The 22,648-nt window shown below is 68.7% G+C and carries 27 protein-coding genes; 13 read left to right on the top strand and 14 right to left on the bottom strand.

The window, feature by feature from the left end; genetic code table 11:
• The first annotated feature begins 219 nt into the window (after window positions 1-219).
• Genes RCO27_RS13305 through cysN form a run of 7 tightly spaced genes read left to right on the top strand, consistent with a single transcriptional unit; the run spans window position 220 to window position 7,448 of the window.
• Complete coding sequence (locus RCO27_RS13305; RefSeq protein WP_309003150.1) at window positions 220-528, top strand: DUF2849 domain-containing protein; 309 nt, start codon at window positions 220-222, stop codon at window positions 526-528.
• The gene (locus RCO27_RS13300) at window positions 528-2,204 is read left to right on the top strand and encodes a nitrite/sulfite reductase (protein WP_309003149.1); all 1,677 of its coding nucleotides are present in this window, start codon (window positions 528-530) and stop codon (window positions 2,202-2,204) included. Before RCO27_RS13305 ends, RCO27_RS13300 begins: the two co-directional genes overlap by 1 nt.
• The gene (locus tag RCO27_RS13295) at window positions 2,191-2,604 is read left to right on the top strand and encodes a DUF934 domain-containing protein (RefSeq protein WP_309003148.1); all 414 of its coding nucleotides are present in this window, start codon (window positions 2,191-2,193) and stop codon (window positions 2,602-2,604) included. Before RCO27_RS13300 ends, RCO27_RS13295 begins: the two co-directional genes overlap by 14 nt.
• On the top strand, window positions 2,601-3,317 hold the full coding sequence (locus RCO27_RS13290) for a phosphoadenylyl-sulfate reductase (protein ID WP_309003147.1): 717 nt from the start codon (window positions 2,601-2,603) through the stop codon (window positions 3,315-3,317). The genes RCO27_RS13295 and RCO27_RS13290 overlap by 4 nt, the downstream gene beginning before the upstream one ends.
• Window positions 3,314-4,888, top strand: coding sequence for a siroheme synthase CysG (gene cysG, locus RCO27_RS13285; RefSeq protein WP_309003146.1), 1,575 nt, complete (start codon window positions 3,314-3,316; stop codon window positions 4,886-4,888). Before RCO27_RS13290 ends, cysG begins: the two co-directional genes overlap by 4 nt.
• Complete coding sequence (gene cysD / locus RCO27_RS13280; RefSeq protein ID WP_309003145.1) at window positions 4,885-5,793, top strand: sulfate adenylyltransferase subunit CysD; 909 nt, start codon at window positions 4,885-4,887, stop codon at window positions 5,791-5,793. The genes cysG and cysD overlap by 4 nt, the downstream gene beginning before the upstream one ends.
• A gap of 2 nt (window positions 5,794-5,795) precedes the next feature.
• Window positions 5,796-7,448, top strand: a complete 1,653-nt coding sequence (cysN, locus tag RCO27_RS13275; protein WP_309003144.1) for a sulfate adenylyltransferase subunit CysN — start codon at window positions 5,796-5,798, stop codon at window positions 7,446-7,448.
• Here the strand turns inward: cysN and RCO27_RS13270 are convergent.
• The 14 genes from RCO27_RS13270 to flgB all read right to left on the bottom strand — a co-directional run bounded on the left by RCO27_RS13270 (window position 7,445) and on the right by flgB (window position 19,136).
• Complete coding sequence (locus RCO27_RS13270; RefSeq protein ID WP_309003143.1) at window positions 7,445-8,449, bottom strand: GGDEF domain-containing protein; 1,005 nt, start codon at window positions 8,447-8,449, stop codon at window positions 7,445-7,447. The genes cysN and RCO27_RS13270 overlap by 4 nt on opposite strands.
• Before the next feature lie 65 nt (window positions 8,450-8,514).
• Entirely contained in the window at window positions 8,515-9,471 is a 957-nt protein-coding gene (locus RCO27_RS13265) for a flagellar motor protein MotB (RefSeq protein ID WP_309003142.1), read from the bottom strand.
• A gap of 3 nt (window positions 9,472-9,474) precedes the next feature.
• A complete protein-coding gene (gene motA, locus RCO27_RS13260; protein WP_309003141.1) occupies window positions 9,475-10,338 on the bottom strand; it encodes a flagellar motor stator protein MotA in 864 nt (287 codons plus the stop codon).
• 204 nt (window positions 10,339-10,542) lie between these two features.
• A complete protein-coding gene (locus RCO27_RS13255) occupies window positions 10,543-11,400 on the bottom strand; it encodes a flagellin (RefSeq protein ID WP_309003140.1) in 858 nt (285 codons plus the stop codon).
• A gap of 16 nt (window positions 11,401-11,416) precedes the next feature.
• Window positions 11,417-12,763 (bottom strand): flagellar hook-associated protein FlgK, encoded by a 1,347-nt coding sequence (gene flgK, locus RCO27_RS13250; protein WP_309003139.1) that lies wholly within the window; start codon window positions 12,761-12,763, stop codon window positions 11,417-11,419.
• Window positions 12,760-13,065: a rod-binding protein gene (locus RCO27_RS13245; RefSeq protein WP_309003138.1), complete on the bottom strand. Its 306-nt coding sequence runs from the start codon at window positions 13,063-13,065 to the stop codon at window positions 12,760-12,762. The genes flgK and RCO27_RS13245 overlap by 4 nt, the downstream gene beginning before the upstream one ends.
• The gene (locus tag RCO27_RS13240; protein WP_309003137.1) at window positions 13,062-14,159 is read right to left on the bottom strand and encodes a flagellar basal body P-ring protein FlgI; all 1,098 of its coding nucleotides are present in this window, start codon (window positions 14,157-14,159) and stop codon (window positions 13,062-13,064) included. The genes RCO27_RS13245 and RCO27_RS13240 overlap by 4 nt, the downstream gene beginning before the upstream one ends.
• An 8-nt stretch (window positions 14,160-14,167) precedes the next feature.
• Window positions 14,168-14,809, bottom strand: a complete 642-nt coding sequence (locus tag RCO27_RS13235; RefSeq protein WP_309003136.1) for a flagellar basal body L-ring protein FlgH — start codon at window positions 14,807-14,809, stop codon at window positions 14,168-14,170.
• Window positions 14,810-14,812: 3 nt separating this feature from the next.
• Complete coding sequence (flgG, locus tag RCO27_RS13230; RefSeq protein WP_309003135.1) at window positions 14,813-15,601, bottom strand: flagellar basal-body rod protein FlgG; 789 nt, start codon at window positions 15,599-15,601, stop codon at window positions 14,813-14,815.
• 22 nt (window positions 15,602-15,623) lie between these two features.
• Window positions 15,624-16,367, bottom strand: a complete 744-nt coding sequence (locus tag RCO27_RS13225; RefSeq protein WP_309003134.1) for a flagellar basal body rod protein FlgF — start codon at window positions 16,365-16,367, stop codon at window positions 15,624-15,626.
• A gap of 26 nt (window positions 16,368-16,393) precedes the next feature.
• Window positions 16,394-17,689, bottom strand: coding sequence for a flagellar hook protein FlgE (locus tag RCO27_RS13220; protein ID WP_309003133.1), 1,296 nt, complete (start codon window positions 17,687-17,689; stop codon window positions 16,394-16,396).
• A gap of 27 nt (window positions 17,690-17,716) precedes the next feature.
• On the bottom strand, window positions 17,717-18,379 hold the full coding sequence (locus RCO27_RS13215) for a flagellar hook capping FlgD N-terminal domain-containing protein (protein ID WP_309003132.1): 663 nt from the start codon (window positions 18,377-18,379) through the stop codon (window positions 17,717-17,719).
• Window positions 18,376-18,780, bottom strand: coding sequence for a flagellar basal body rod protein FlgC (gene flgC / locus RCO27_RS13210; RefSeq protein WP_309003131.1), 405 nt, complete (start codon window positions 18,778-18,780; stop codon window positions 18,376-18,378). The genes RCO27_RS13215 and flgC overlap by 4 nt, the downstream gene beginning before the upstream one ends.
• Window positions 18,781-18,782: 2 nt before the next feature.
• Window positions 18,783-19,136 (bottom strand): flagellar basal body rod protein FlgB, encoded by a 354-nt coding sequence (gene flgB, locus RCO27_RS13205; RefSeq protein ID WP_309003130.1) that lies wholly within the window; start codon window positions 19,134-19,136, stop codon window positions 18,783-18,785.
• Between the two features lie 207 nt (window positions 19,137-19,343).
• Between flgB and RCO27_RS13200 the strand changes: the two genes are divergently transcribed.
• The 6 genes from RCO27_RS13200 to RCO27_RS13175 all read left to right on the top strand — a co-directional run bounded on the left by RCO27_RS13200 (window position 19,344) and on the right by RCO27_RS13175 (window position 22,647).
• Entirely contained in the window at window positions 19,344-20,024 is a 681-nt protein-coding gene (locus RCO27_RS13200; protein ID WP_309003129.1) for a MotA/TolQ/ExbB proton channel family protein, read from the top strand.
• Window positions 20,021-20,467, top strand: coding sequence for a flagellar motor protein MotB (locus RCO27_RS13195; protein ID WP_309003128.1), 447 nt, complete (start codon window positions 20,021-20,023; stop codon window positions 20,465-20,467). The genes RCO27_RS13200 and RCO27_RS13195 overlap by 4 nt, the downstream gene beginning before the upstream one ends.
• Before the next feature lie 51 nt (window positions 20,468-20,518).
• Window positions 20,519-21,028: a flagellar basal body P-ring formation chaperone FlgA gene (gene flgA / locus RCO27_RS13190; protein ID WP_309003127.1), complete on the top strand. Its 510-nt coding sequence runs from the start codon at window positions 20,519-20,521 to the stop codon at window positions 21,026-21,028.
• Window positions 21,029-21,110: 82 nt separating this feature from the next.
• Window positions 21,111-21,383 (top strand): flagellar biosynthesis anti-sigma factor FlgM, encoded by a 273-nt coding sequence (flgM, locus tag RCO27_RS13185; RefSeq protein ID WP_309003126.1) that lies wholly within the window; start codon window positions 21,111-21,113, stop codon window positions 21,381-21,383.
• Window positions 21,383-21,694, top strand: coding sequence for a hypothetical protein (locus RCO27_RS13180; protein ID WP_309003125.1), 312 nt, complete (start codon window positions 21,383-21,385; stop codon window positions 21,692-21,694). Before flgM ends, RCO27_RS13180 begins: the two co-directional genes overlap by 1 nt.
• A 158-nt stretch (window positions 21,695-21,852) precedes the next feature.
• On the top strand, window positions 21,853-22,647 hold the full coding sequence (locus RCO27_RS13175; RefSeq protein ID WP_309003124.1) for a transglycosylase SLT domain-containing protein: 795 nt from the start codon (window positions 21,853-21,855) through the stop codon (window positions 22,645-22,647).
• The last annotated feature ends 1 nt before the right edge of the window (window position 22,648 follow it).

Below are 22,648 nucleotides of genomic sequence, written 5' to 3'. Positions count from 1 at the left end.
CGGCCCACCTTCCCCGAAAAGCGTGATTCCGCCGTGCGGGTTCCGGGAGAGAGATTGCGACCGATTTGGTCGAATTGGCAGAAATTTCCAAACTCCGAATCGTCCCCGCAAGGTCCACGCTTTCTGCATCGGCGGCTGTTGCGCGCTGCTCCGCCTTATCTATGTGCCCTTCCCTCCACGCGCTGCAGTCCCTGACTGGACGAACAGAGGGGAATTTATGTGTCCGAGCAAAAATCTTCCAAAAGGCCAGCGCTTCCGCTGGTTCTGACCGGCAACGACCTGTTGAGCGGCGCAGTCGTCTGGTTCGACGGTGACGGCTGGACGGCGGATCCCCGCGGCGCCGAGGTCGCGGTCGATGATGGCGGCGCAGCGCGGCTCGACGCAGTCCTTGCGGTGAGCCAGCAGGACATCGTCGAGCCCTATCTGATCACCGTCGCGCTCGATGCGGCGGGCGCACCTGTCCCGTCGCACTATCGCGAGAAGATCCGCGTCATCGGCCCGACCTTCGCGCTCGCGGGCGCGATCTGATGTATCGCTATGACGAGTTCGACGAGCGGATCGTGCGCGAGCGCGCGGCGCAGTTTCGCGCCCAGGTTGGGCGTCGGCTCGACGGCTCGCTGACCGAGGAGGAGTTCACCCCGCTCCGCCTGATGAACGGCCTCTATTTGCAGCTCCACGCTTACATGCTGCGCGTCGCCATCCCCTACGGCACGCTCGATTCGCGCCAGATGCGCCAGCTCGCGATGATCGCCGACAAGTGGGACCGCGGCTTCGGCCATCTCACGACGCGTCAGAACATCCAGTATAACTGGCCCAAGCTGCAGGACACGCCCGACATCCTCGATGCGCTGGCCGATGTCGGCATGCACGCGATCCAGACCTCGGGCAATTGCATCCGCAACGTGACCGCGGACCATTTCGCCGGCGTCGCCGCAGACGAGATCGAGGACCCGCGCCCGACCGCCGAGCTGATCCGGCAATGGTCGATCTTGCATCCGGAATTCAGCTTCCTGCCGCGCAAGTTCAAGATCGCGGTCACCGGCGCCGCCGAGGACCGCGCCGCCGTCGCCGTCCACGACATCGGCATCCGCATCGTCCGGAGCGAGGCCGGCGAGCTGGGCTACAAGGTCCTGGTCGGCGGCGGCCTCGGGCGCACGCCGTTCATCGGCAAGACGATCCGCGACTTCCTGCCCAAGGCGGACCTGCTCGCCTATCTCGAGGCGATCATGCGGGTCTACAATCTCGAGGGCAGGCGGGACAACAAGTACAAGGCACGGATCAAGATCCTCGTGCACGAGATCGGCACAGCGCCGTTCATCGCCCGGGTCGAGGAGGAATTTGCGAAGCTCGATGGGCCAAGCGTCAACGCCGATCTGGAAGAGGTGGCACGCATCGCCGCCTATTTCGCGCCACCGGACTATGAAACACTGCCCGCAGCCTCGGCCGTGTTCGATGCTGCCCGCGCGCAAGACCCCGCGTTCGACCGGTTCGCGGCGACCAATCTCTTCCCGCACAGGGTGCCGGGCTACACCGCGATCACCGTCTCGGCCAAGCCGATCGGGGCGCCGCCGGGCGACCTGACGTCGGACCGGATGCGTGCCCTCGCCGATCTTGCTGAGCGTTATTCGCTCGATGAGCTGCGGATCACCCACGTCCAGAACGTGGTGCTGCCGCATGTGAAGCTGGACGATGTGCCGGCCGTCTGGGTGGCGCTGGTCGAGGCGGGGCTGGAAACGGCCAATGCCGGGCTCATCACCGACATCATCTCCTGCCCCGGCATGGACTATTGCAAGCTCGCCACCGCCCGCTCGATCCCGATCGCGCAGGAGATTTCCAAGGTCTTCGCCGACGCGGAACGGCAGCGCGAGATCGGACCGCTCGGGATCAAGATCTCGGGCTGCATCAACGCGTGCGGCCATCATCATGTCGGCTCGATCGGCATTCTCGGCCTCGATAAGGCGGGTGTCGAGAATTACCAGATCACGCTGGGCGGCGATCCGGGCGAGGGCGCCTCGCTGGGCGAACGGCTCGGCCCCGGCATCGACGGCGACGAGGTGCCGGCGGCGATCGAGCGGATCGTCGACGTCTATCTGGGCCTGCGCACCGGCCCCGGAGAGACGTTCATCGACACCGTCCGCCGCGTCGGTCTCGATCCGTTCAAGCCCGCCCTCCAGTTGCCGGAGGCGATCCGTGCTGCTGCTTGATCGCCAAGGCTGGAGGGCAGGACCGGCGGTGGCGCTCGTCCCCTATGTCGAGTTCGACCCGGCGGGCGACGCACGCGCCGTTCTGATCACGAACACCGTTCCCGCGGCCGAGCTGCTCGCAGTGCAGGACCGTCTCGACCTGATCGCCATCGAGTTCCCGAAGTTCAGCGACGGGCGCGGCTTCAGCATCGCCCGTGCGCTCAGGACACAAGGCTATCGCGGCACGCTGCGCGCGACCGGCTATCTCATTCCGGACCAGTTCGCCTTTGCGCTCGAGTGTGGGTTCGACGAGGTCGAGATCGGCGAGGAGCAGGCCGCACGCCAACCGATCGAACAATGGCTGGAGGCTTTGACCTTCATCACCGCCAGCTACCGGCCCGTGCGCCGGCGCACGGCATGAGCACCGAGGTCCTCGCCCGGATCGGCGGCGCGACGCCACTCGCGCGGCTGCAGTCACTGCGCGCGGCCGTGCCCGGGCGGATCGTGTTCACCACCAGCTTCGGCCTCGAGGACCAGGCGCTCGCGCACCTGATCTTCTCGAACCGCCTCGCTATCGAGGTGGCGACGCTCGATACAGGGCGACTGTTCCCGTCGACCTACCAGCTCTGGCAAGAGACGGAGGAGCGCTACGGCGTGCGCATCCGCGCCTTTTATCCCGATGCGGTCGCGCTCGCCGCTTTAGTCGCCGATGCCGGGATCAACGGCTTCTACTATTCGAAGGCGGCGCGGCAGGCCTGCTGCGAGGTCCGCAAGGTCGAGCCGCTCGGTCGCGCGCTGGACGGCGCCGCCGCCTGGGTGACGGGCCTGCGCGCCGACCAGTCCGGCCAGCGCGGTTCGGTCGCACTGGCGGGCTTCGAGCGCAACCTGATCAAGGTCGCCCCATTTTTCGACTGGACCCGGAATCAGGTCGCGGACTTCTGCGCCGCAGAGGCGGTGCCGATCAACCCGCTTCACGCGCAGGGTTATTCCTCGATCGGCTGCGAGCCCTGCACCCGCGCGATCGTCGCCGGTGAGGACGAGCGTGCCGGCCGCTGGTGGTGGGAAACGGATGACGCGAGAGAATGCGGTCTCCATGTCGACGACGACGGCCGGCCGAGAAGGAAAGCGGCATGACCGATCGCACGCCTGAAACGCTGCCACCACGTATCGCGCCGCTGGCGACCCTGCCGCTGTTCCACCGCATCGCCGGTCGCAAGGCGGTCGTCGCGGGTGGCTCGCAAGGCGCGCTGTGGAAGGCCGAACTGCTGCTCGCCGCCGGCGCCGAGGTGCTGGTCCTGGCCGGCCATGAAGCGGCGGCCAGGCTGTTCGACGGCCTCGCGGGGATCGACCGCTCATCCAAAACCCCCTCTCCCCTGGGGGGAGAGGGCTGGGGTGAGGGGGCTCTGAGTCAGAGAGTAGCCTCGTCCGCCGAACCCCCTCACCCTGCCCTCTCCCCCCAGGGGAGAGGGAAAGAAACCGTACTGGCCGGGCCGCTGACGGTGCTGGCCCGGGTCTGGGAGCCGGCCGATCTTGCCGGCGCCGCGCTGGCCCTCGCCGACCTGCCCGAGCGCGTCGAGGCCGAGCGCTTCGTCGCGGCGGCGCATGCCGCCGGCGCCGTGGCCGGCCTGATCGACCATGCCGAGCTGGGCGATGTCCAGTTCGGCACGATCGTCAACCGCTCGCCGGTCGTCCTCGCCATCTCGACCGACGGCGGCGCGCCGATGCTCGGCCAGTCGATCCGCACCCGGATCGAAGCGATCCTGCCGCGCGGCCTCTCCGCATGGGCCGAGGCGGCGAAGGCATGGCGGCCGCGCGTGAAGCAGGGGCTCGCCCGGTTCGCCGATCGCCGCGCCTTCTGGGAAGGGTTCGTCCGCCGGGCCTGGTCGAACGTTGATCGCGCGCCCACCGACGCCGACTTCGCGTCGCTCCTCGCCTTTGCGCCGGAGGCGACGAAGGGGAGCGTGACCCTGGTCGGTGCCGGGCCCGGCGACCCTGACCTGCTCACTTTGAAGGCGGTCCGCGCGCTCCAGGCAGCGACCGTGATCCTCTACGACGATCTCGTCGGCCCCGAGGTGCTGGAGCTGGCGCGCCGCGAGGCGAAGCGGATCGCGGTCGGCAAGAAGGGTCATGGCCCGTCCTGCAAGCAGGCCGACATCAACGACCGGATCCTCGCACTCGCCCGCGCCGGCGAGACAGTGGTGCGCCTCAAGGGCGGCGATCCGATGATCTTCGGCCGCGCGACCGAGGAGATCGCGGCGTGCCGCGCCGCCGGCATATCGGTGGCGGTCGTCCCTGGCATCACCGCGGCGCAAGGCGCGGCGGCGGCGCTCGGCATGTCCCTCACCGAGCGCGGCGAGGCCCGGCGTGTCCAGTTCGTCACCGGCCATGGCGCCGACGGCCAGCTGCCGCGCGACATCGACTGGGACGCGGTCGCCGACGACGGCGCGACGACGGTGGTCTACATGCCCCGCCGCACCCTCGCCGGCTTCGCCGAAGCGGCGATCAAGCATGGGCTCGATCCGGGGACGCCCGCCCTCGCCATTGCATCAGCGACCCTGCCCGAGCAGGCCGAGGTCGCCGGCACCCTTGCCGAGATCGCGGCACTGGCCCAGGCTCTTCCCACCGGCGCGCCGGTCACCGTCATCATCGGACGCGTGGCACGCGTGCCGGCGTCGATTGCCCAAGTCCTGAGCGAGGCTGCATGAGTGCGCGTAGTCTGACCCATCTCGAGCTGCTCGAGGCCGAGAGCATCCATATCTTCCGCGAGGTCGTCGCGGAGACCGAGAAGCCGGTGATGCTCTATTCGGTCGGCAAGGATTCGGCCGTGATGCTGCATCTCGCGCGCAAGGCCTTCTATCCCGCCCCGCCGCCCTTTCCGATGCTCCACGTCGACACGACCTGGAAGTTCAAGGCGATGTACGAATTGCGCGACCGGATCGCGGCCGAGAGCGGCATGGAGCTCATCGTCTACCGCAATCCGGAGGCGGAAAAGCTCGGCATCAACCCGTTCGACCACGGCCCGCTCCACACCGACATGTGGAAGACGGAAGGTTTGAAGCAGGCGCTCGATCTTCACGGCTTCGACGCCGCCTTTGGCGGCGCGCGCCGCGACGAGGAGAAGAGCCGGGCGAAGGAGCGCATCTTCTCCTTCCGCTCGGCGAGCCACCGCTGGGACCCCAAGAACCAGCGGCCGGAGCTCTGGAACCTCTACAATGCCCGCAAGGCCAAGGGCGAGAGCATCCGCGTCTTCCCGCTCTCCAACTGGACCGAGCTCGATGTCTGGCAATATATCTATGCCGAGGACATCCCGATCGTCCCGCTCTACCTCGCCGCGCCGCGCCCGACGGTGGAGCGCGACGGCCTCATCCTGATGGTCGACGACGAGCGCTTTCCGCTCCAGCCGGGCGAGGTGCCGGTCGAACGCTCGATCCGTTTCCGCACGCTCGGCTGCTACCCGCTGACCGGCGCGGTCGAGAGCGAGGCGGCGACATTGCCCGAGATCATCCAGGAGATGCTGGTCTCGACCACGTCCGAGCGGCAGGGCCGCGCCATCGACCGCGACGGCGGCAGCGCGTCGATGGAGAAGAAGAAGCAAGAGGGTTATTTCTGACGATGGCGAGCGTAGCGCCCCTGTTCGAGAGTCCGGCCGAAGCCGCGCGGGCGACGGTCGACGCCTATGTCGCCGCCAGCCAGCGGAAGTCGCTGCTGCGCCTGCTGACCTGCGGCTCGGTCGACGACGGCAAGTCGACGCTGATCGGCCGGCTGCTCTACGACAGCCGGATGCTGCTCGACGACCAGCTCGCGGCGTTGCGCGACGCGAGCGCGGCTGGGGAGGAAGGCGAGCTCGATTTCGCCTCGCTGGTCGATGGGCTCGCCGCCGAGCGCGAGCAGGGGATCACGATCGACGTCGCCTACCGCTTCTTCGCGACCGACCGGCGCAAGTTCATCATCGCCGACACGCCCGGCCACGAGCAATATACCCGCAACATGGCGACCGGCGCCTCGACCGCGGACCTCGCCGTCATCCTGATCGATGCGCGCAAGGGCGTGCTGCCGCAGACCCGGCGACACAGCCACATCGCCCACCTGCTCGGCATCCGCCACATCGTGCTGGCGGTGAACAAGATGGATCTGGTCGGCTACAGCCGCGCCCGCTTCCAGGAGATCGTCGCCGACTATCGCGACTTCGCGCGCGGCGCGGGGATCGAGGCGTTCGAGGCGATCCCGGTGTCGGCGAGGCTCGGCGACAATATCGCCCGGCGCAGCGAGGCGATGCCCTGGTATGACGGGCCGGCGCTGCTCGAACATCTCGAGACCGTGCCCGTCGAAGCGAGCCATGCGGCGCTGGAGCCGTTCCGGATGACCGTTCAATGGGTCAATCGCTTCGGCCAGGATTTCCGCGGCTATGCCGGCACGATCGCCAGCGGCCGTGTTCGCGTCGGCGACCGGATCGCGATCGCGCCGTCGGGGCAGGTCTCAAAGGTGGCCGGGATCGTCGCCTATGCCGGACAGCTCGACGAGGCGGTGGCGGGGCAGGCGGTGACGTTGACCCTCGTCGACGAGGTCGATTGCTCGCGCGGTGACGTGATCGCCGCGGCCGAATCGCTTGCGGTGACTTCCGCGCTCGACGCGCGACTTGTCTGGATGGCGCAGGAGCGGCTGGTGCTCCACCGCGCCTATTGGCTCAGGATCGGGGCCCAGACGGTATCGGCGAGCGTCTCGAGGGTCGGCGCGCCGCTCGACGTCGACGGCCTCGGCGGCACGCTTGGGACCGCGCTCGGCCTCAACGACATCGCCGCGGTCGCGATCGACCTCGACCGCCGCGTCTCCGCCGTGCCCTACGCGCAGAACCGTCAGCTCGGCAGCTTCGTGCTGATCGACAAGATCACGAACGCGACCGTCGCCGCGGGCCTGATCACCGGCTTTCCGTCTACCCCCGCCGCGGTCACGATACGCGACGACGGCATCTTCCGGGTGTCCAGCACATCGGCCGGGGAACGTGTGGCCCGGGCGCAAGCACTGGCGCAACGGCTGCGTGATGCCGGACGGCCGAGCTTCGTTCTGTCCGAAGCCGTGCTTCGCGAGGGCGTCTGCAGCGACCTCGATGTCGAGGACGAGACGGGCCTCGCACAACGGGCCGGAGAGGTGGCACGGCTGATGCACGCGGCCGGCGTCACGGTGATCCTCGCGGTGCCCCGGCCTGAGGGAACCACCTTGCCGGGCATCGAGGCCGTCGATGGCGACGGCGACGGCTGGGTCATCTAGATGCGTTCGACCCGCACCTCGTTGCGGCCGCCATTCTTCGCTTCGTAGAGCAGCGCATCGGCACGAGCGAGCGGGACTTCCTCGGCGCGCGAGGTGCCGCAGGCGATGCCGGCCGAGAAGGTGACCTTGCCTAGGGGGGCGTCGCTCTCGCGCAGCTTGAAATGCTTCGCGGCCAGTCGCTCACGCGCATCGTCGAGGATTTCTGCGGACTGGGCGGCGGTAAGGCCACGGAACAGGACGACGAACTCCTCGCCGCCGAGCCGCGCGACGAAATGGCCGTTGCAGTTCGCATCGAGCAATTCGGCCACGGCGCGCAGCATGCGGTCGCCGACGCCATGGCCATATTGGTCATTGATCCGCTTGAAATGATCGACGTCGCAAATCGCGACACTGACGATCGCGCCCTCGCGCTGGAGCTCGGCATAATGCTCCTCGAAGGCGCGGCGATTGGGAAGGCCGGTCAGCGGATCGCGGCGCGCCTCCTGGCCGGCCTCGGCGAGCTTCGCCTTGAGCCCGTCGGCTTCGTTGCGCACGGCCGTGAGCTGCTGCTCGGCCGACTTGGTGCGCGCGATCATCGATCGGGTGATCTCGATCAGCGACGAGGCCGAGCCGAGCGCTTCCTCGAGCTCGGCGGCACCGGCAGCAAGGTCGCGGCCATAGCTTTGGGTCGCGGCGCGCGAGGTCTCGATGATCGCCGCAAACTCTTCCATCTGCCGTGTCGCCTCGCCGATCATCACCGGATCGGTGCCCGCTGTCGCCGGCGCCGTGGCGGCCGGCATGCCATGCTCGGCGATGATCCGGTCGGCGTCACGCTGGGAAAGGCGGATGCCATCGGCCGTGATCGTCTTCACGGCCTCCGCAACGGAGGACGCCGGGTCGGCGAAAACCTGATAGGCGAGCGTGTAGTTGCCGGGACTCGGCCACAGGCCGTGCTCGGCGAGAAACGCGCCGATTTTCATGTAGATCGGCTCGGCTTCGAGCTGACCGAGCTTCGCGGTCATCTTCTCCCGGCGGCTGCTCCACGGCTTCATTGTCGTTCTGCCTCAAACCGATCTGCTGAGATGTTCTACGGGCGTGGCGGCGTCTGCCGGGCTGCGGGCGCTGCAGGCCGCGCGGCTTCGGCCACCGGCGTCCGGGGCGTGCGACGGACCGCATTGCCCCGCCACGCCAACGTGATCGAGATGCGCCGGTTGCGCGGGTCGTAGCGGTCCTCCGGCACGAAGGGATCGCGATCGGCCACGCCCTCGATCCGGGCGATGCGGTCGATCGCGACGCCGGCCCGCTGCAGGGTGGCACGGGTGCTTTCGGCGCGCGCCGTCGAGAGCATCCAGTTGTTCATCGTCTGGCCGGCCGAATAGGGCAGCGAGTCGGTATGGCCGCGCACGACCACCGCGTTGGGCACGTCGCCGATCACCTGGGCGACCTCCTCGACCAGCCGCCGCGCCTGGGGAAGGAGCTGGTCGGTGCCGACGCGGAACATCGAGAAATTGGCCTCGTCCATCAGGTCGATGCGCAGACCCTCGCCGTCCTCGGTGAAGCTGATGTGGCGACGCAGCTGCCTCAGCTCCGGATTGCTTTCGATCCGGCGCATCAGCTCGGCGCGCAGCTGCTGGAAGCGGAGGCGATCCTCCTGGGTCGGGCCGCTCCCCTCGCGGACGCCGCCGGTCACGTCGCGCGGGATCACGATCGCCCGGGATCCGGTCTGGGTGGCCCTGTGGGGATAATTTTCGGAGGCCACGATCGAATCGCCGCCCAGGATGCCGTCCGATCCGGCGCTGTCCTGGCGATATTCGATCAGCGTCGGCGTGAAATAATCGGCGAGGCCGCGTTTCTTGTCCTCGTCGGTGGCGCCGATGATCCAGAGCAGCAGGAAGAAGGCCATCATCGCCGTCACGAAATCGGCATAGGCGATCTTCCAGGCGCCGCCATGATGGGCGCCGTGGGCCTCCTCGATCACCTTCTTGACGATGATCGGCTGGACTTGCGGCGGTTCGTTGCGGCCGCGCTTGGCTGTGCTCACCATGGCTCAGCGGCCACGCATGCCGTCGAACACGTCGGCGAAAGCCGGCTGGTTCGAATGCTGGATGCCCGAACGGGCGGCCTCGATCACCAGCGGCAGCGGATGGCCGTGGAGCGAGGCGATGATGATCTGCTTGACCACCTGGTAGATCGCCGAATCCGCCTCGATGACCTGCTTCGCACGGTTCGCGAATGGCCCGGCGAAGCCGTAGGACAGGAGCACGCCCAAAAAGGTGCCGACCAGCGCCGAGCCGATCATCGCGCCGAGGATGGCGGGCGGCTGATCGATCGAGGCCATGGTCTTCACCACGCCGAGCACCGCGGCGACGATGCCGAGCGCGGGCAGCGCGTCGGCCAGAGTCTGGAGGTTGTTTGCCGGCGCGAGCGCGTGGTGGTGATGGGTCTTGATCGAATTGTCCATCACGTCCTCGACCGCGCGCGGATCGAGCGTGCCCGAGGACACGACGACCAGCCGCAGCGTGTCGCAGATCAGGTGGACCAGCGTGTCGTCCTTCAGGAGCTTGGGATATTCGGCGAAGATCGCGCTCGATTTCGGATCCTCGATATGCGGCTCGACCGCGACCGGGCCGTCGACGCGCAGCATCTTCATAAGCTTCGAGACCAGGAAGATGGTATCGAGGAAATCCTGCTTGCCGTATTGCGGCCCCTTGAAGACCTTGGCGAGGCCGCCGGCCAGCGCCTTGAGCTCCGCGGCGGAATTGCCGGCCAGCGTGGCGCCGATCGCGGCACCGCCGATGATCGTCATCTCGATCGGCAGAGCGTGCAGGATCACGCCGATGTTGCCGCCGGCGATGATATAGCCGCCGAACACCATCACGAGCAGAACGACGATGCCGATACCTGCAAACATTATGAACCCCGCGAAGCCGTTCCCTGGAGGAATAAGAGCGTCTCGCCCTTGTGGATTAACGGCAGGCGTCGCCGGACTTTAGGGTTAACGGGAGGGTTACGACGTAATTTGGACCTGTGGCCTTGCGGTCCCGACGCAGCGAAAGGGCGCCTCGGCCAAAGCCGGGACGCCCCTGCTCGAAACCCGATCCGTGTCGCCGCCAGCTTACCGCAGGATATCGAACAGGGTGTTCTGGTTGATGCGCGCGAAGACCGCCTGCGCGGCATCGAGCGAGAGCTGCTTGGCGCTGAGCCGCGCGACGGTGGCCGGAATGTCGGTGCCTTCGAGCAGACCGCGCTCTTCCTCGAGCTGGATGTCGGTGTCGGCCAGCCGCTCGAGCATCGCATCGATCCGGTTGCCGCGGGCGCCCTGCTCGCCGCGGACGGTGGCAGCGTGGCTGACTGCGGCGTTGACGTCGTCGAGCGCCTGCTGGATCGCGGGGCCGCGCACTGCTGGGTCGGGCTCGACGATCGCGTCGGCCGCGGCCTGGACGATCGCGGCGATATCCTGCGGACCCGAGCTGGTCGCGACCGTCTCGAACACATCCTCGCGGGTGGCGACCGCCGCAACGGAGAAGCCCGGCGCCACCGGAATCTGAAGCGTCGTGCCGGACATGAAGAGCGCGTTGCCGCGCGAATCCTTGACGTCCTTCAGCGATTCGAGCTCCTGCGCGATCGAGCGCAGCTCCTGCGCGACGGTTGCCCGGTTCTCGTCCGACATGGTGCCGTTCGCCGCGGTCACCATCAGTTCGGCGGCGCGGCCGATCGCGGTCTCGATCGCTTTCAGCGTCGTGTCGGCGCGGGCGCTCAGCGACGCGGCGAGATCGAGATTGCGTTTCCAGGCGGTGGAGTCGGCCTGGGTACGTGCGATGTCGGAGACACGCGCCGCCGCGACCGGATCGTCCGACGGCGCGAGGATGCGCTTCGTCGTCGAGATTTCGGACTGGGCGCGGGCGATGTCGCGGGCCAGCGTCGCCTGCCGGTTGATCTCCAGCGTCAGCTGGTAGCGGGTGCCGCTGATCATCGTTCAATCTCCCTCATCACAGCGCGTTGAACAGCGCTTCGATCGTCTCGCGCGCGACCTGCACGATCCGCGCCGACGCATTGTAGGCCTGCTGGAAACGGAGCAGCTCGGCCGCCTCATAGTCGAGGTCGACGCCGGTGACGCCGTCGAGCGAGGCGCGACTGAGGTCGCGCCACGAATTCGCGGCCGACGCTTCCGCCTTGGCCGAGGCCAGCACCTGGGCATTGTCCGAGACGAGGTCGCCCCAGCGATTCTCGATGCCGCTCGATGTGCGCAGGCCGTCGAGCGCGGCGAGATTGCCGTTGGCGGTGCCGCCGCCGGCTGCGGCGACGAGGTCCGGATCGGTGACCAGCGCACGCATCGAGACGGCACCGGTGGGCGCTTCCAGGAGATTGCCGCCCGGATTGCCGTTCGCGTCGGTGCCGCCGGCCGACCAGGTGTTCACCAGGGAAACGAAGTCGGCCGCCATCGCATCGAGCGCGCTGCGCCGGTCGGCGGTCGACGAGGCAGTCTCGGCAAGGCCGGCGAGCTTGCCGGCGAGCGTCGGCAGCGGGGCGGTCGTGCCGTCCTTCGAGAGCTGGTACGAGAGCCGGCCGTCCGCGGCCGGGACGAGACTGATCAGGCCGGGGCCCTGGCCGTCCAGCAGCTTGACGCTGCCGTCGCTGGCCGCGCTGATGGCGACCGTGCCGTCGCCGTTGGTCGTGACGTTGATGTCGAGCCGCTCGGCGATCATGCCGATCAGCTTGTCGCGCTCGTCCTCAAGGCCGGCGCGCGCGCTGGTGCCGGGGCCGGCGGTGCGGATCGTGCCGTTTATGTCCTGCAACGCCCTCAATGCACTGTTGACCGCGTTGACATCGAGGCCGGCGGCCTCCTTCATTCCGGTCGAAACGCGCGCCAGCGCGTCGGCGGTGTTGCGGAAGCCGACCGCGACGTCCTCGAGCGCGGCCAGCATCGACGAGCGGCCGAGCCGGTCGCTCGGGTCCGCGGCCAGCGAGGTCGCGCCATTGAAGAATCTGGTGAGCGAGGAGCCGATCCCCGCCGGTCCGTCACCCAGCGCCGTCTCGACGCCGGTCAGCCATTGCTCGCGTACCCCGGCGCGGCCGGCGGCGCTGGTCGCGAGCCGCGCTTCGGTGGCGCGGAAGGCGTCCCAGGCCCGTTCGACGCCGGCGGTCCGCACGCCGTTGAACATGACCTGCTCGCGATAGCCGATCTCGCCATTGCCGGTGAGGCTCAGCTGCTCGAGCCGTACGTTGCGGCGCGAGAAGCCGGGCGTCTCGGCGTTCGAGACGTTCTCGCCGATCGCGTTCAGGGCGCTGCGATAGGCGGCAAGGCCCGACGAACCGATGCTGAGAAGGTCGCTCATCTCTGGCCTCCGCCACGTTGGAACTGGTTCATGAGGAGTTCGGCGATGCCGAAGCTGCCCTGGCGCGACATGCTCTCGGCGAGCTGGGCGTCGCCCAAGTCGCGGAACTGGTCGGTCGCCGCGCTGCCGAAGGCGTCCTCGGCGAGCCTGGCCTGGCGCATCGAGCCGATCATCTGGCGCAAGAAGATCGCCTCGAACGCCTGCGCCGCCTCGCGCATCTGCGCCTGCTGCCGGTCGCTCTGGATCGGCGCGCCCGGCGCCGGCGTGGCGGCGGACGGCGGGACGGAGACCGGCCCGGTCACAGGACGACCAGCTCGGCGCGCAGCGCGCCGGCCTGCTTGAGCGCCTCGAGGATCGCGACGAGATCCGACGGCGCCGCACCGATCGCATTCACGGCGCGGACGATCTCGGAAAGCGAGGCGCCGGGCGCGAAATCGAACATCGGCGAGCGCTGCTCCTCGACCTCGATGTCGCTGTTCGGCTCGACCGCGGTCTGGCCGCGCGAGAAGGGCGCGGGCTGCACGACGGTCGGATTCTCCTGCACCGCGACGGTGAGGCGGCCGTGGCTGACCGCGGCCGGGCTGATCCGGACCGCGCCGTTGATGACGACGGTACCGGTGCGGGCGTTGACGATGACGCGTGCCGGCGCGTCGCCCGGCTCGACCGAAATGTTCTCGATCCGGCTCATCAGCTGGGTGCGTATCTCGGCGCCGGGCGCGGCCTCGATCGCGATCGAGACGGCGTCGGTGGCGCGTGCGACCGGGCCGAGCTGGCGGTTGATCGCGTCGGCGACGCGCTGGGCGGTCGTGAAATCGGCTTCGGCGAGGTTGAAGGTCAGCGTCGGCGCAGTGGCGAAGCCGGTGTCGACGGCACGCTCGACCGTGGCGCCGCCGGGGATGCGGCCGGCCGACGGCACGTTGACCGAGACCTGGCTGCCGTCCTGCGCGGAGACGCCGAGGCCGCCGACGGCGAGGTTGCCCTGCGCCATCGCATAGATCTGGTTGTCGGCGCCGCGCAGCGGGGTGAGAATGAGTGTGCCGCCGCGCAAGCTGCGGGCGCGACCGAGTGCCGAGACGGTGATGTCGAGCCGCTGGCCGGGCCGGGCGAAGGCGGGCAGTTCTGCCGTGATCATCACCGCCGCCGCATTCTTGAGCGCCGGATTGACGCCGGGCGGCAAGGTGAGGCCGAAGCGCGCGGCGACGCCGTTCATGCCCTGAGTGGCATATTCGAGATTGTCGTCGCCCGTGCCGGCGAGGCCGACGACGATGCCGTAGCCGATCAGCTGGTTCGGGCGCACGCTCTGGAACGCGCCGAGATCCTTGATCCGCGTCGCTGCATCGGCCGGCGCGGCGACCGCGAACAAAACCGCGAGTGCGAAGAAAATCGAACGGATCATGTCACACCTCAAAACGGGCTCAGCATCGAGAAGAAGCGCTGCAGCCAGCCCTGGCGGCTGGCGCGCGCGATCTCGCCGCGGCCGAGATATTCGATCTGGGCGTCCGCCACACGGGTCGAGGGGACGCGGTTGTCCGGGCCGACGTCGGCGAAGCGGATGAGACCCGACAGGCGGATGAACTCGTGGCCGCGGTTGATCCGGAGCTGCTTCTCGCCGCGCACCCGCATCACCCCGTTCGGAAAGACCTCATGGACGGTGACGGTGATCTCGCCGACCAGGCTGTTCGACTGGCCGGTCTGGCCGCGCCCGTCGAACTCGGACTGGCCGCCCGCGGCTACGTCGGACGGCTGGAAGAAGGAGAGCGGTCCCGTCGAAGGCGGCGTCAGGCCGATATTGCCCTCCCGGTTCGTGCCCGACGAGCTCGAGGACGACCCCTGGGTGCGCTCGACAAGGACGATGGTCAGCACGTCGCCAACCGCGCCGGCGCGCTGGCCGCTGGTCAGCGGCGAGAAGCCGTTGGACGCCTGGAAGATCGCGCCGTTGGCAGCAGCCGGCGGCGGCGCCGGTGGCGGGGCCGGACGAAATTCCTCCTGCGGCTGCGCGCGGCTCGCGCAGAACAGGCAGGCGGCGATGAGCAAAGCGTGGGCCATGGGTTACAGCTGCTGGTTCGCGTTGCGGAGCATCTCGTCCGTCGCCGAGACCATCTTCGAGTTGACCTCGTAGGCGCGCTGCGTCTCGATCATGTCGACCAGCTCCTGAACGACGTTGACGTTCGAGGCTTCGAGCGCCCCCTGGCGGATCGCGCCGCGGCTTTCCTCGGCGGGCGGTCCGACCTGCGGCGTGCCGCTGGCGGAGGATTCCGCATAGAGCGTGCCGCCGAGCGCGCGCAGGCCCGCCGGGTTGATGAAGGTCGCGATCTCGAGCCGGCCGACCTCGGCGAGCTCGGGTTGTCCGGGCAGGGTCACCGAGACGGTCCCGTCGGCGCCGATCGTGATCGACTGGGCGTTCTCCGGGATCTGGATCTGCGGCTGGATCGGCGATCCGTCGGCCGTAACCAGCGTGCCCTCGTTGGACCGGTGGAAATTGCCGGCGCGGGTATAGGCGGTGGTCCCGTCCGGCCGCGAGATCTGGAAGAAGCCGTCGCCCTCGATCGCGAGGTCCAGCGGGTTCTCGGTATTGTTGATCGAACCCTGGCTGGTGATCCGGCTGGTGCCGACCAGTCGGACGCCGGTGCCGAGATTGAGGCCGACCGCATATTGGTTGTCGCCCGAGGAGCGGGCGCCGGCGGCGGTCATCACCTGATAGGCGAGCGTCTCGAAATCGGCACGGTCGCGCTTGAAGCCGGTCGTGTTCACGTTCGCCAGGTTGTTGGCGATGACACGCATCCGCTCGGACTGGGCATCGAGCCCGGTGCGGGCGACCTGGAGGGCTGAATTGGCCATGTCTTTGCTCCTTCGCTTGCGCCTAGCTGGGCAGGCGCATGAGATCGGCGGCGGACGTGTCGAGGTCGCGCGCCGTGGTGATGAGATTGAGCTGGGTATCCCAGGCGCGGCTGGCGTCGATCATGTCGATCAGCGCCTGGCTGACCTCGACGTTCGAGCCTTCCAGGCTGCGCGGGGTGAGGCGCCCGTCCGGATCCGACGGCAGGATGCCGCCATTCTCGACCCGGAACAGGCCGTCCACCGCCTTGAGCACGCGCGAGCCCGTCGGGTTGGCGAGCTTCAGCCGGTCGACCTGCTGCGGCACGTTGGGATCGCCGCCGCTCGGCACGATCCAGACCGCGCCGTCATCGGCGATGCGGACGGAATCGGCGGGCGGCAGCGTGATCGGGCCGCCGTCGCCGAGGACGGGGCGACCGTCGCCGGTGGTGAGGAGGCCGGAGGGGCTGACCTGGAGGTCGCCCCGCCGCGTATAGGCTTCGCTGCCGTCCGCGGCCTGCACCGCGAGCAGGGCCTCCCCCCGGAGCGCAATGTCGAGGTCGCGACCGGTTTCGGTGACCGTGCCGCCATGCATGTTCGCCGCGGTCACCTCCTGCGAGGACGGCGCGCGCGCGCCGAAGCCCCCGCCCTGAACCCACAGCGCCCGCGCGGTCGACAGCTCGGCGCGGAAGCCGACCGTGTTCGCGTTGGCGAGGTTGTTCGCCGTCGTCGCCTGGCGGGCCATTGCCCCGCGCAGGCCCGACAGGGAGGTGTGGATCAGCCGGTCCATGGCTCAGCTCCTCAGGCCCGGGGGCCTTAGCTCCGCAGGTTGATGATCGACTGGGCCATCGAGTTGGAGGTCTCGATCGCCTTGGCGTTGGCCTGGAAGTTGCGCTGCGCCGCGATCAGCGCGACCAGCTCTTCGGTGAGGTCGACGTTGGACCGCTCGAGCGCACCCGACTGGATGCGGCCGAAGGCGTCCGAGCCGGCCACGCCGACCGTCGCCGGGCCGCTCTCGCCGGTCACCGACCAGCGCCCGTCGCCGCGTTCGCGCAGGCCATCGGGGTTGGAGAAGGTGGCGATGAGCAGCTTGCCCAGCGCCTTGATCGAGCCGTCGCTGAACGCTGCAGTGATGAGGCCGTCCTCGCCGATCGAGATGTCGCTGAACTTGGCCGAGGCGACGCCGTCCTGGACCAGCGAGGAGACGTTGAACGTCCCCGGCGACTGGGTGGTTGCGGTGCCGAAGTCGAGGCTGAGCGTCAGCGGCGCCGAGGCACCCGACGGGAAGACGCTGCTGAACGCGACCGCGCCGGTGGGTGCGGTCAGCACGCCGGCGCCGTCGAAGGTCAGCTCGAGCGGCGTCGCCGGGGTCGTCGCGGTGCCGCCGGCCGAGGCCTCGGTGTTGCCGACGAACAGGTGCACGTCCCAGGTGTCGGCGGTGTCGCCCGCGGTGGTCGAGCCGGTGCGGACGAAATAGAGCGTCGCCGACTGGGCATTGCCCTGGCTGTCATAGACCGTGGTCTGCTGCGAGAAATTGTAGCTGTTCGGGTCGAGCCGGTCGAAGACATAGGGATTGCTCGGGCTGAAGACGGCGCGATCCTCGGGCTTCTCCGCTGTCGCCGGCATGTTGGCGGTGAGCTGGAGCAGGTTCGTCGCACGCGGCGTACCGGAGGTCAGCGGCAGCTGCAGGTTCTGCGCCGCCTCGAGGCCGGTGGCCGTGACATTGCCTTCATTGTCGACGGGAAGGACCTGGAGATAACCGCCGTTCGAATCGCGCAGGTAGCGCTGGCCGTCGACCGACAGCGAGCCGTTGCGCGAGAAGAAAGTGGTGCCGTTGGCGACCGCGTCGCGGGTCACGAAGAAGCCGGCCCCGCTGATCGCGAGGTCGAGCTCGCGCGACGAGGTCTCGAAACCGCCCTGCGTGAACTGCTGTTCGATGCCCTTGAGGCGCGCACCCTGGCCGGCGGTCGTGTTGGACGCCGGGGCGATGTCGCCGAACTGGGCGCGGCTGCGCTTGAAGCCGATCGAGCCGACGTTCGCGATGTTGTTGGCGAGGACCGACAGGTCGGTCTGGGCGCCGCGGAGGCCGGAGAGCGAAGTGTAGAAGGACATGGAATCTGCTCCTTGTGAAAGTCTGCCTCAGGCGAGGCGGATCGCCTTGTCGGGGGTGAGGAGGCCGAGGCCGGTAACGAGGCGGCTCTCGCCGCCGTTGGCCGGAGACTGGATGCCGGCGATGGTGGTCCAGGTGGCGGTCTTCGGAGTGACCGTCTGACCACCCACCGTCGCGGTGACGACCATGCGCAGCGGGCCGCCGCCGATATATTCGCCGGCTTCGTTCTTGCCGTCCCAAGCGAAGGCGGCCTCGCCGGAATCGACTTCGCCCAGGGCCTGGCTGTGAACGACCGCGCCGTCCGCGTTGACGAAGCTGACGGTGACGTTTGTCGCGTCTTTCTCCAGCGTGAACTCGCCGGCATAGGTGCCGTCGCGCAGCGGCGTCGCGACATCGCTTTCGACCAGCATCGAATGGCCGATCCAGCTCGCCGCGTCGGACAGGCGGTTGCCGCCGAGGCCAGCCGCGATGGTCTGCAGGCTCGCGTTCATCTCGGCGATGCCGGCGACCTGCGAGAACTGCGCCATCTGGGCGACCATCTGGGTGTTGTCCATCGGGTTGAACGGATCCTGGGTGGTGAGCTGGGTCGTCATCAGCCGCAGGAATTCCGCCTGGCCGAGCGTCTGGCTCGATTGGGTGGAGGTGTTGGTGGTGGACGGGTTGTTCAGCCCGTTGATCGCAGAGGTCGTCATTGGCCGAGCCTTATCGTGTCGAGGGTGAGGGTCTTGGCGGTCTGGAGGACCTGCACGTTGTTCTGGTACTGGCGAGCCGCTTCGATCATGTCGATGAGCTCCGCCGAGCTGTCGACGCCGGCTTCCCAGACATCGCCGTTCGCGTCGGCAAGCGGGTGGTTGGGATCGTGGCGGCGGGTCGGCTCGGTGCGCGACTGCACGACATTCTCGACCCGGACGGTGGCGATGCCGGGCTCGGTCTCGACGGTGCGGAACACCGGCCGCAGCGCGCGGAACGAAGTTTCGCGGCTGCCCGAGACGGCGCCGGCATTGGCGAGATTGGAGGCGGTGGTGTTGAGCCGCACGAGCTGCGCCGACATGGCGCGCCCGGCGATGTCGAACACCGACATGGACCGTTCCATCGTTATTCTCCCTTGAGCGCGCGGCGGATCGTCGAGATCCGGCCTTCGAGGAAGGTGAGGGTGGTGCGGTACTGGACCGCATTTTCGGCGAAGAGCGTCTGCTCGGTGGAAAGCTCGACCGTGTTGCCGTCGACCGACGGGGTCAGCGGCACGCGATAGGCGACGCTGCTCTCGGCGGCCGAGCCGGCATCCATGCCGCGCGACGCGCGTGCGAGGGCCTGGCCGAAATCGATGTCGCGCGCCTGGTAGCCCGGGGTCGCGGCATTGGCGATGTTCGACGCCAGCAGCGACAGGCGCTGCGAGCGCAGCGCCAGCGCGGTCCCGTGTATGCCGAACAGGCCTTCATTTCCGGCCATGATCGAAAACTCCTCTAAAGCTCCGCCTCCGTCCGCCGTTATTTTGACAGGCAGAGGCGCTCGCCCATGTCGCTGCAAATGCCGTGCCAATTTGTGCGCGGCATGCGCCCGACAGCGCGCGCTCTTTGCCGTTGCGAGGGAATGGGGGCAGGACCGGCAACGTCTTGCCGGGGCCGGCAGGATCTTGCCGGCGGCGAGGAGGGTCGTGTGGTCGTGTATCTGGATCGGGTGATCGACCCTCTTTCGCTCCTCATCGTGCTCGGCGGCACCCTCGTCACCGTGATCGTCTCCGCGACCCGCGCCGACCGGCGCCGCGCGCTCGGCGCGCTTCGGACTCTCTTCATTGCCAAGCCCGATACGGACGCCCGGACGGCCGAGCAGGCGGTGCGCCGGATCGAGAGTGTTTCGGAATATCGCGGCATCGTCTTTGCCGACCGGGTCAACACGCCGGTCGAGTTCGTCCACCGGCTGGCCTGCCGGCTCGCCGATGCAGACGGCAGCAGCAGTTTCTCCCTTTGGGCGCGTGCGGAGCTGGAGGAACGACGCACGCGCCACGAGGGCGCGATTTCGGTCTGGCGTCACGCCGCCGAGGTCGCGCCCTCTATGGGCATGATCGGCACCGTCCTGGGCCTCATCGGCATGTTCGCGCAGATGAACGACCCGTCGGCGATGGGCCCGGCGATGGCGACCGCAATGCTGACCACGCTTTACGGCCTGTTCCTCTCCGCCGTGATTGCCGGACCGGTCGCCGCGCGGCTGGAGCGGCTGTCGCAGGCCGAATGCCAGTGGCAGACCCGCGTCGTCGACCGGCTGATCGAGCTCGCCCGTTCCGAGGAGGAGGCCTACAGCCTGTGGCGCGCGCGCAAGACTGCGCGGCAGGTGGGATGAGGATCGCGCTCCCGGTCCCGCGCTGGGCGGTCAGCTTCGCCGATCTGGGCCTCGTCCTGATCGCCTGCTTCGTCATGCTGAATGCGATGCAGGCCGCCCGACCGAAGGCCGACGCGGGAACGCGCGCCGAAAGTGAGGCCAGGCCCGGACGGGTGCTGAGCGCCACCCAGATGTTCGAACCCGGGGAAGCGCGTCTGACCCCTGCGGCGCTGACCGAGTTGCGGGCCGAAGGTCGCCGCTGGGCCGGTCGGCCGATCCGGATCGTGAGCCGCGGCGCGGCCGAGGGCAACGCCCGGCTCGAACGTTTCGAGCTTGCGGCCGCCCGCAGCGCGGCGGCGGCACGCGCGCTCCGGGATAGCGGCGTTCGTGAAAACGATATCGAACTCCGCGTCGAGCAGGCCGATGGTGGCGCAGGCCAGACGCTGGCGATCCTGCCTCGCTGACATTTGGCACGGCAGTTGCTTCGCTCCCGCGAAATGACTGGAGCGACCATCATGGTGACGATTTTCCGACGCGCACTGCTGTTGTCCGCGGCCATCGCGGCTCCCGCTCTCGGGCAAGGCTTCGAGAATCTGGAGATGCTGGACAGCCGCGTCGCCGCGGCGCTCGGCGCCAATGTCGGCGAGCCGGGCGGTCCGGCCGCACCTCTCGACCGGCGCCTGCGCCTTGCCGCCTGCCCGGAGCCGGCGACGATCGAGGAGCCGGCGATGAATGCCGTGACGGTGCGCTGTCCGGCGCAGGGATGGCGCATCCGCGTGCCGCTGGCCGGCGGCGGCGCGACCGTGACCCGGGCGGCGGCCGTCCGCGCCGAGCCGGTGATCCGGCGCGGGGATCAGGTCGAGGTCGTAGCGCTCTCGCGCAGCTTCTCGGTCAGCACCACGGGTATCGCCGAACAGGATGGCGCGCCCGGCGACCGCATCCGCGTGCGCACCGAACGGCGCTCGGCGCCGTTCATCGGCCAGGTCACGCAGGACGGCCGGGTCGCGCTGCCCGGGTTCAACTGAAAAAGAATTTAAAGGCCGCGTGAAGCGGCCGTTATAGGTTGAGTAACTTTCTTGAAGCGCCTTCGGGCAAGAGGAATTCGAGATGATCGACGGTGTGGGAAAAACCGGTCCGGGACGCATCGAGCTGACCCGTGGCACCGAGAAAAGCCAGGCGGCTGCGGCCACCGGCCATGCCACGTCGCGCGGCCGGAACGGCCCGGTCGAAAGCGCCGTGTTCGAGCTGGTGAGCGGCGGCGCCCCGGTCGATTCCGCCAAGGTGTCCGCGATCCGTGCCGCGATCGCCGAAGGCCGCTATCCGGTCGATGCGGATCGCATCGCCGAACGGATGATCGCGCTCGATCTGCCGGTCCGGTAATGAGCCTTCAGGTTCTCGACCGCCTTGCTGTCGCGCATGAGGCACTGATCATCGCGCTCGATTCCGGTGATCTCGCCGGCATCGAAGCCGCGACCACTGACCTTTCCGACGCGGTCGCCGGCGCGCGCGCGCTCCAGGGCGTGGGCCTCGCGCCGGATCTCAAGGACCGCATCTCCAGCCTTGCGGTTCTCGCCCAGGCCGCGCAGGCCCGCGTCAATTTTCTGACGGACCATGTCCGCCGCCGGATCGACACGCTCGCGACCCTCGCCGGCCGTCCGCAGGGCCTCACCTACCGCCCACACGCGCGTTAGGTTGTAGTATCTCGTTCCCCGGCGAAGGCCGGGGCCCAGTTGCAGAGTCAGCCTTGGGTTCCGGCTTTCACCGGAACATGCTACATGCGTCACCCGCCCAGCTAATGCACGATCTGGCACGGCAATTGCTTCGATGTCCCTGAAGAGAAAGGGGCGTCATGATTCCGACGACGATCACCGGTGCATCGGGCCCTCAAGGCCGCGACCGCATCGGTGCCGCCATCCAGCAGGCCGCCGCCCGCACCGGCATGGATTTCGGCTATCTGATGAATCAGGCCCGCGTCGAAAGCGGCCTCGATCCCAATGCGCGCGCGCGCACCTCGAGCGCGACCGGCCTCTTCCAGTTCATCGACCAGACCTGGCTCGGCACCGTCCAGCGGCACGGCGCCGATCATGGCCTCGGCTGGGCCGCGAACGCGATCCGCCGCACCCCCGGCGGCCGCTATCATGTCGCCGATCCGGGAATGCGCCGTGCGATTCTTGACCTCAGGCGCCAGCCCGAAGCCGCCTCGGCCATGGCGGCCGAATTCGCCTCCGACAATCGCGACCATCTCGAAAGCCGGATCGGCCGCCGCGCCGAGCCGGTCGATCTCTACCTCGCCCATTTCCTAGGCGCCGGCGGCGCAGCACAGTTCCTGCGCGCCCATGATGCCAACCCGGACGGCGCCGCGGCCCGCCTGCTGCCGGCAGCGGCGCGCGCCAACCGTTCGATCTTCTACGATCGCGACGGTTCGCCGAAGAGCTTCGCCGAGATCCGCACCCATTTCGCCCGCCGCTTCGGCGACACGCCGGTTGCGCCGCCGAGCGCGCCGACCAACGACATGCTCGCGCTGCGCATGGCGCTCGGCAGCGAGGAGGCGGTCGATGCGCCCGAGGAAATCAACCTCGCCCGCCCGTCGCCCGAATATGCGCGCCTCGCCTATCTGATGCTCGCGCAGCTGGGAGACGCCTGAG

Origin of the sequence: Sphingosinicella sp. LHD-64, assembly GCF_031157375.1 — a bacterium.
Lineage (GTDB): Bacteria > Pseudomonadota > Alphaproteobacteria > Sphingomonadales > Sphingomonadaceae > Allosphingosinicella.
Note: the sequence above shows the minus strand (reverse complement) of the source record. Positions and strands in the feature narration are given on the sequence as shown.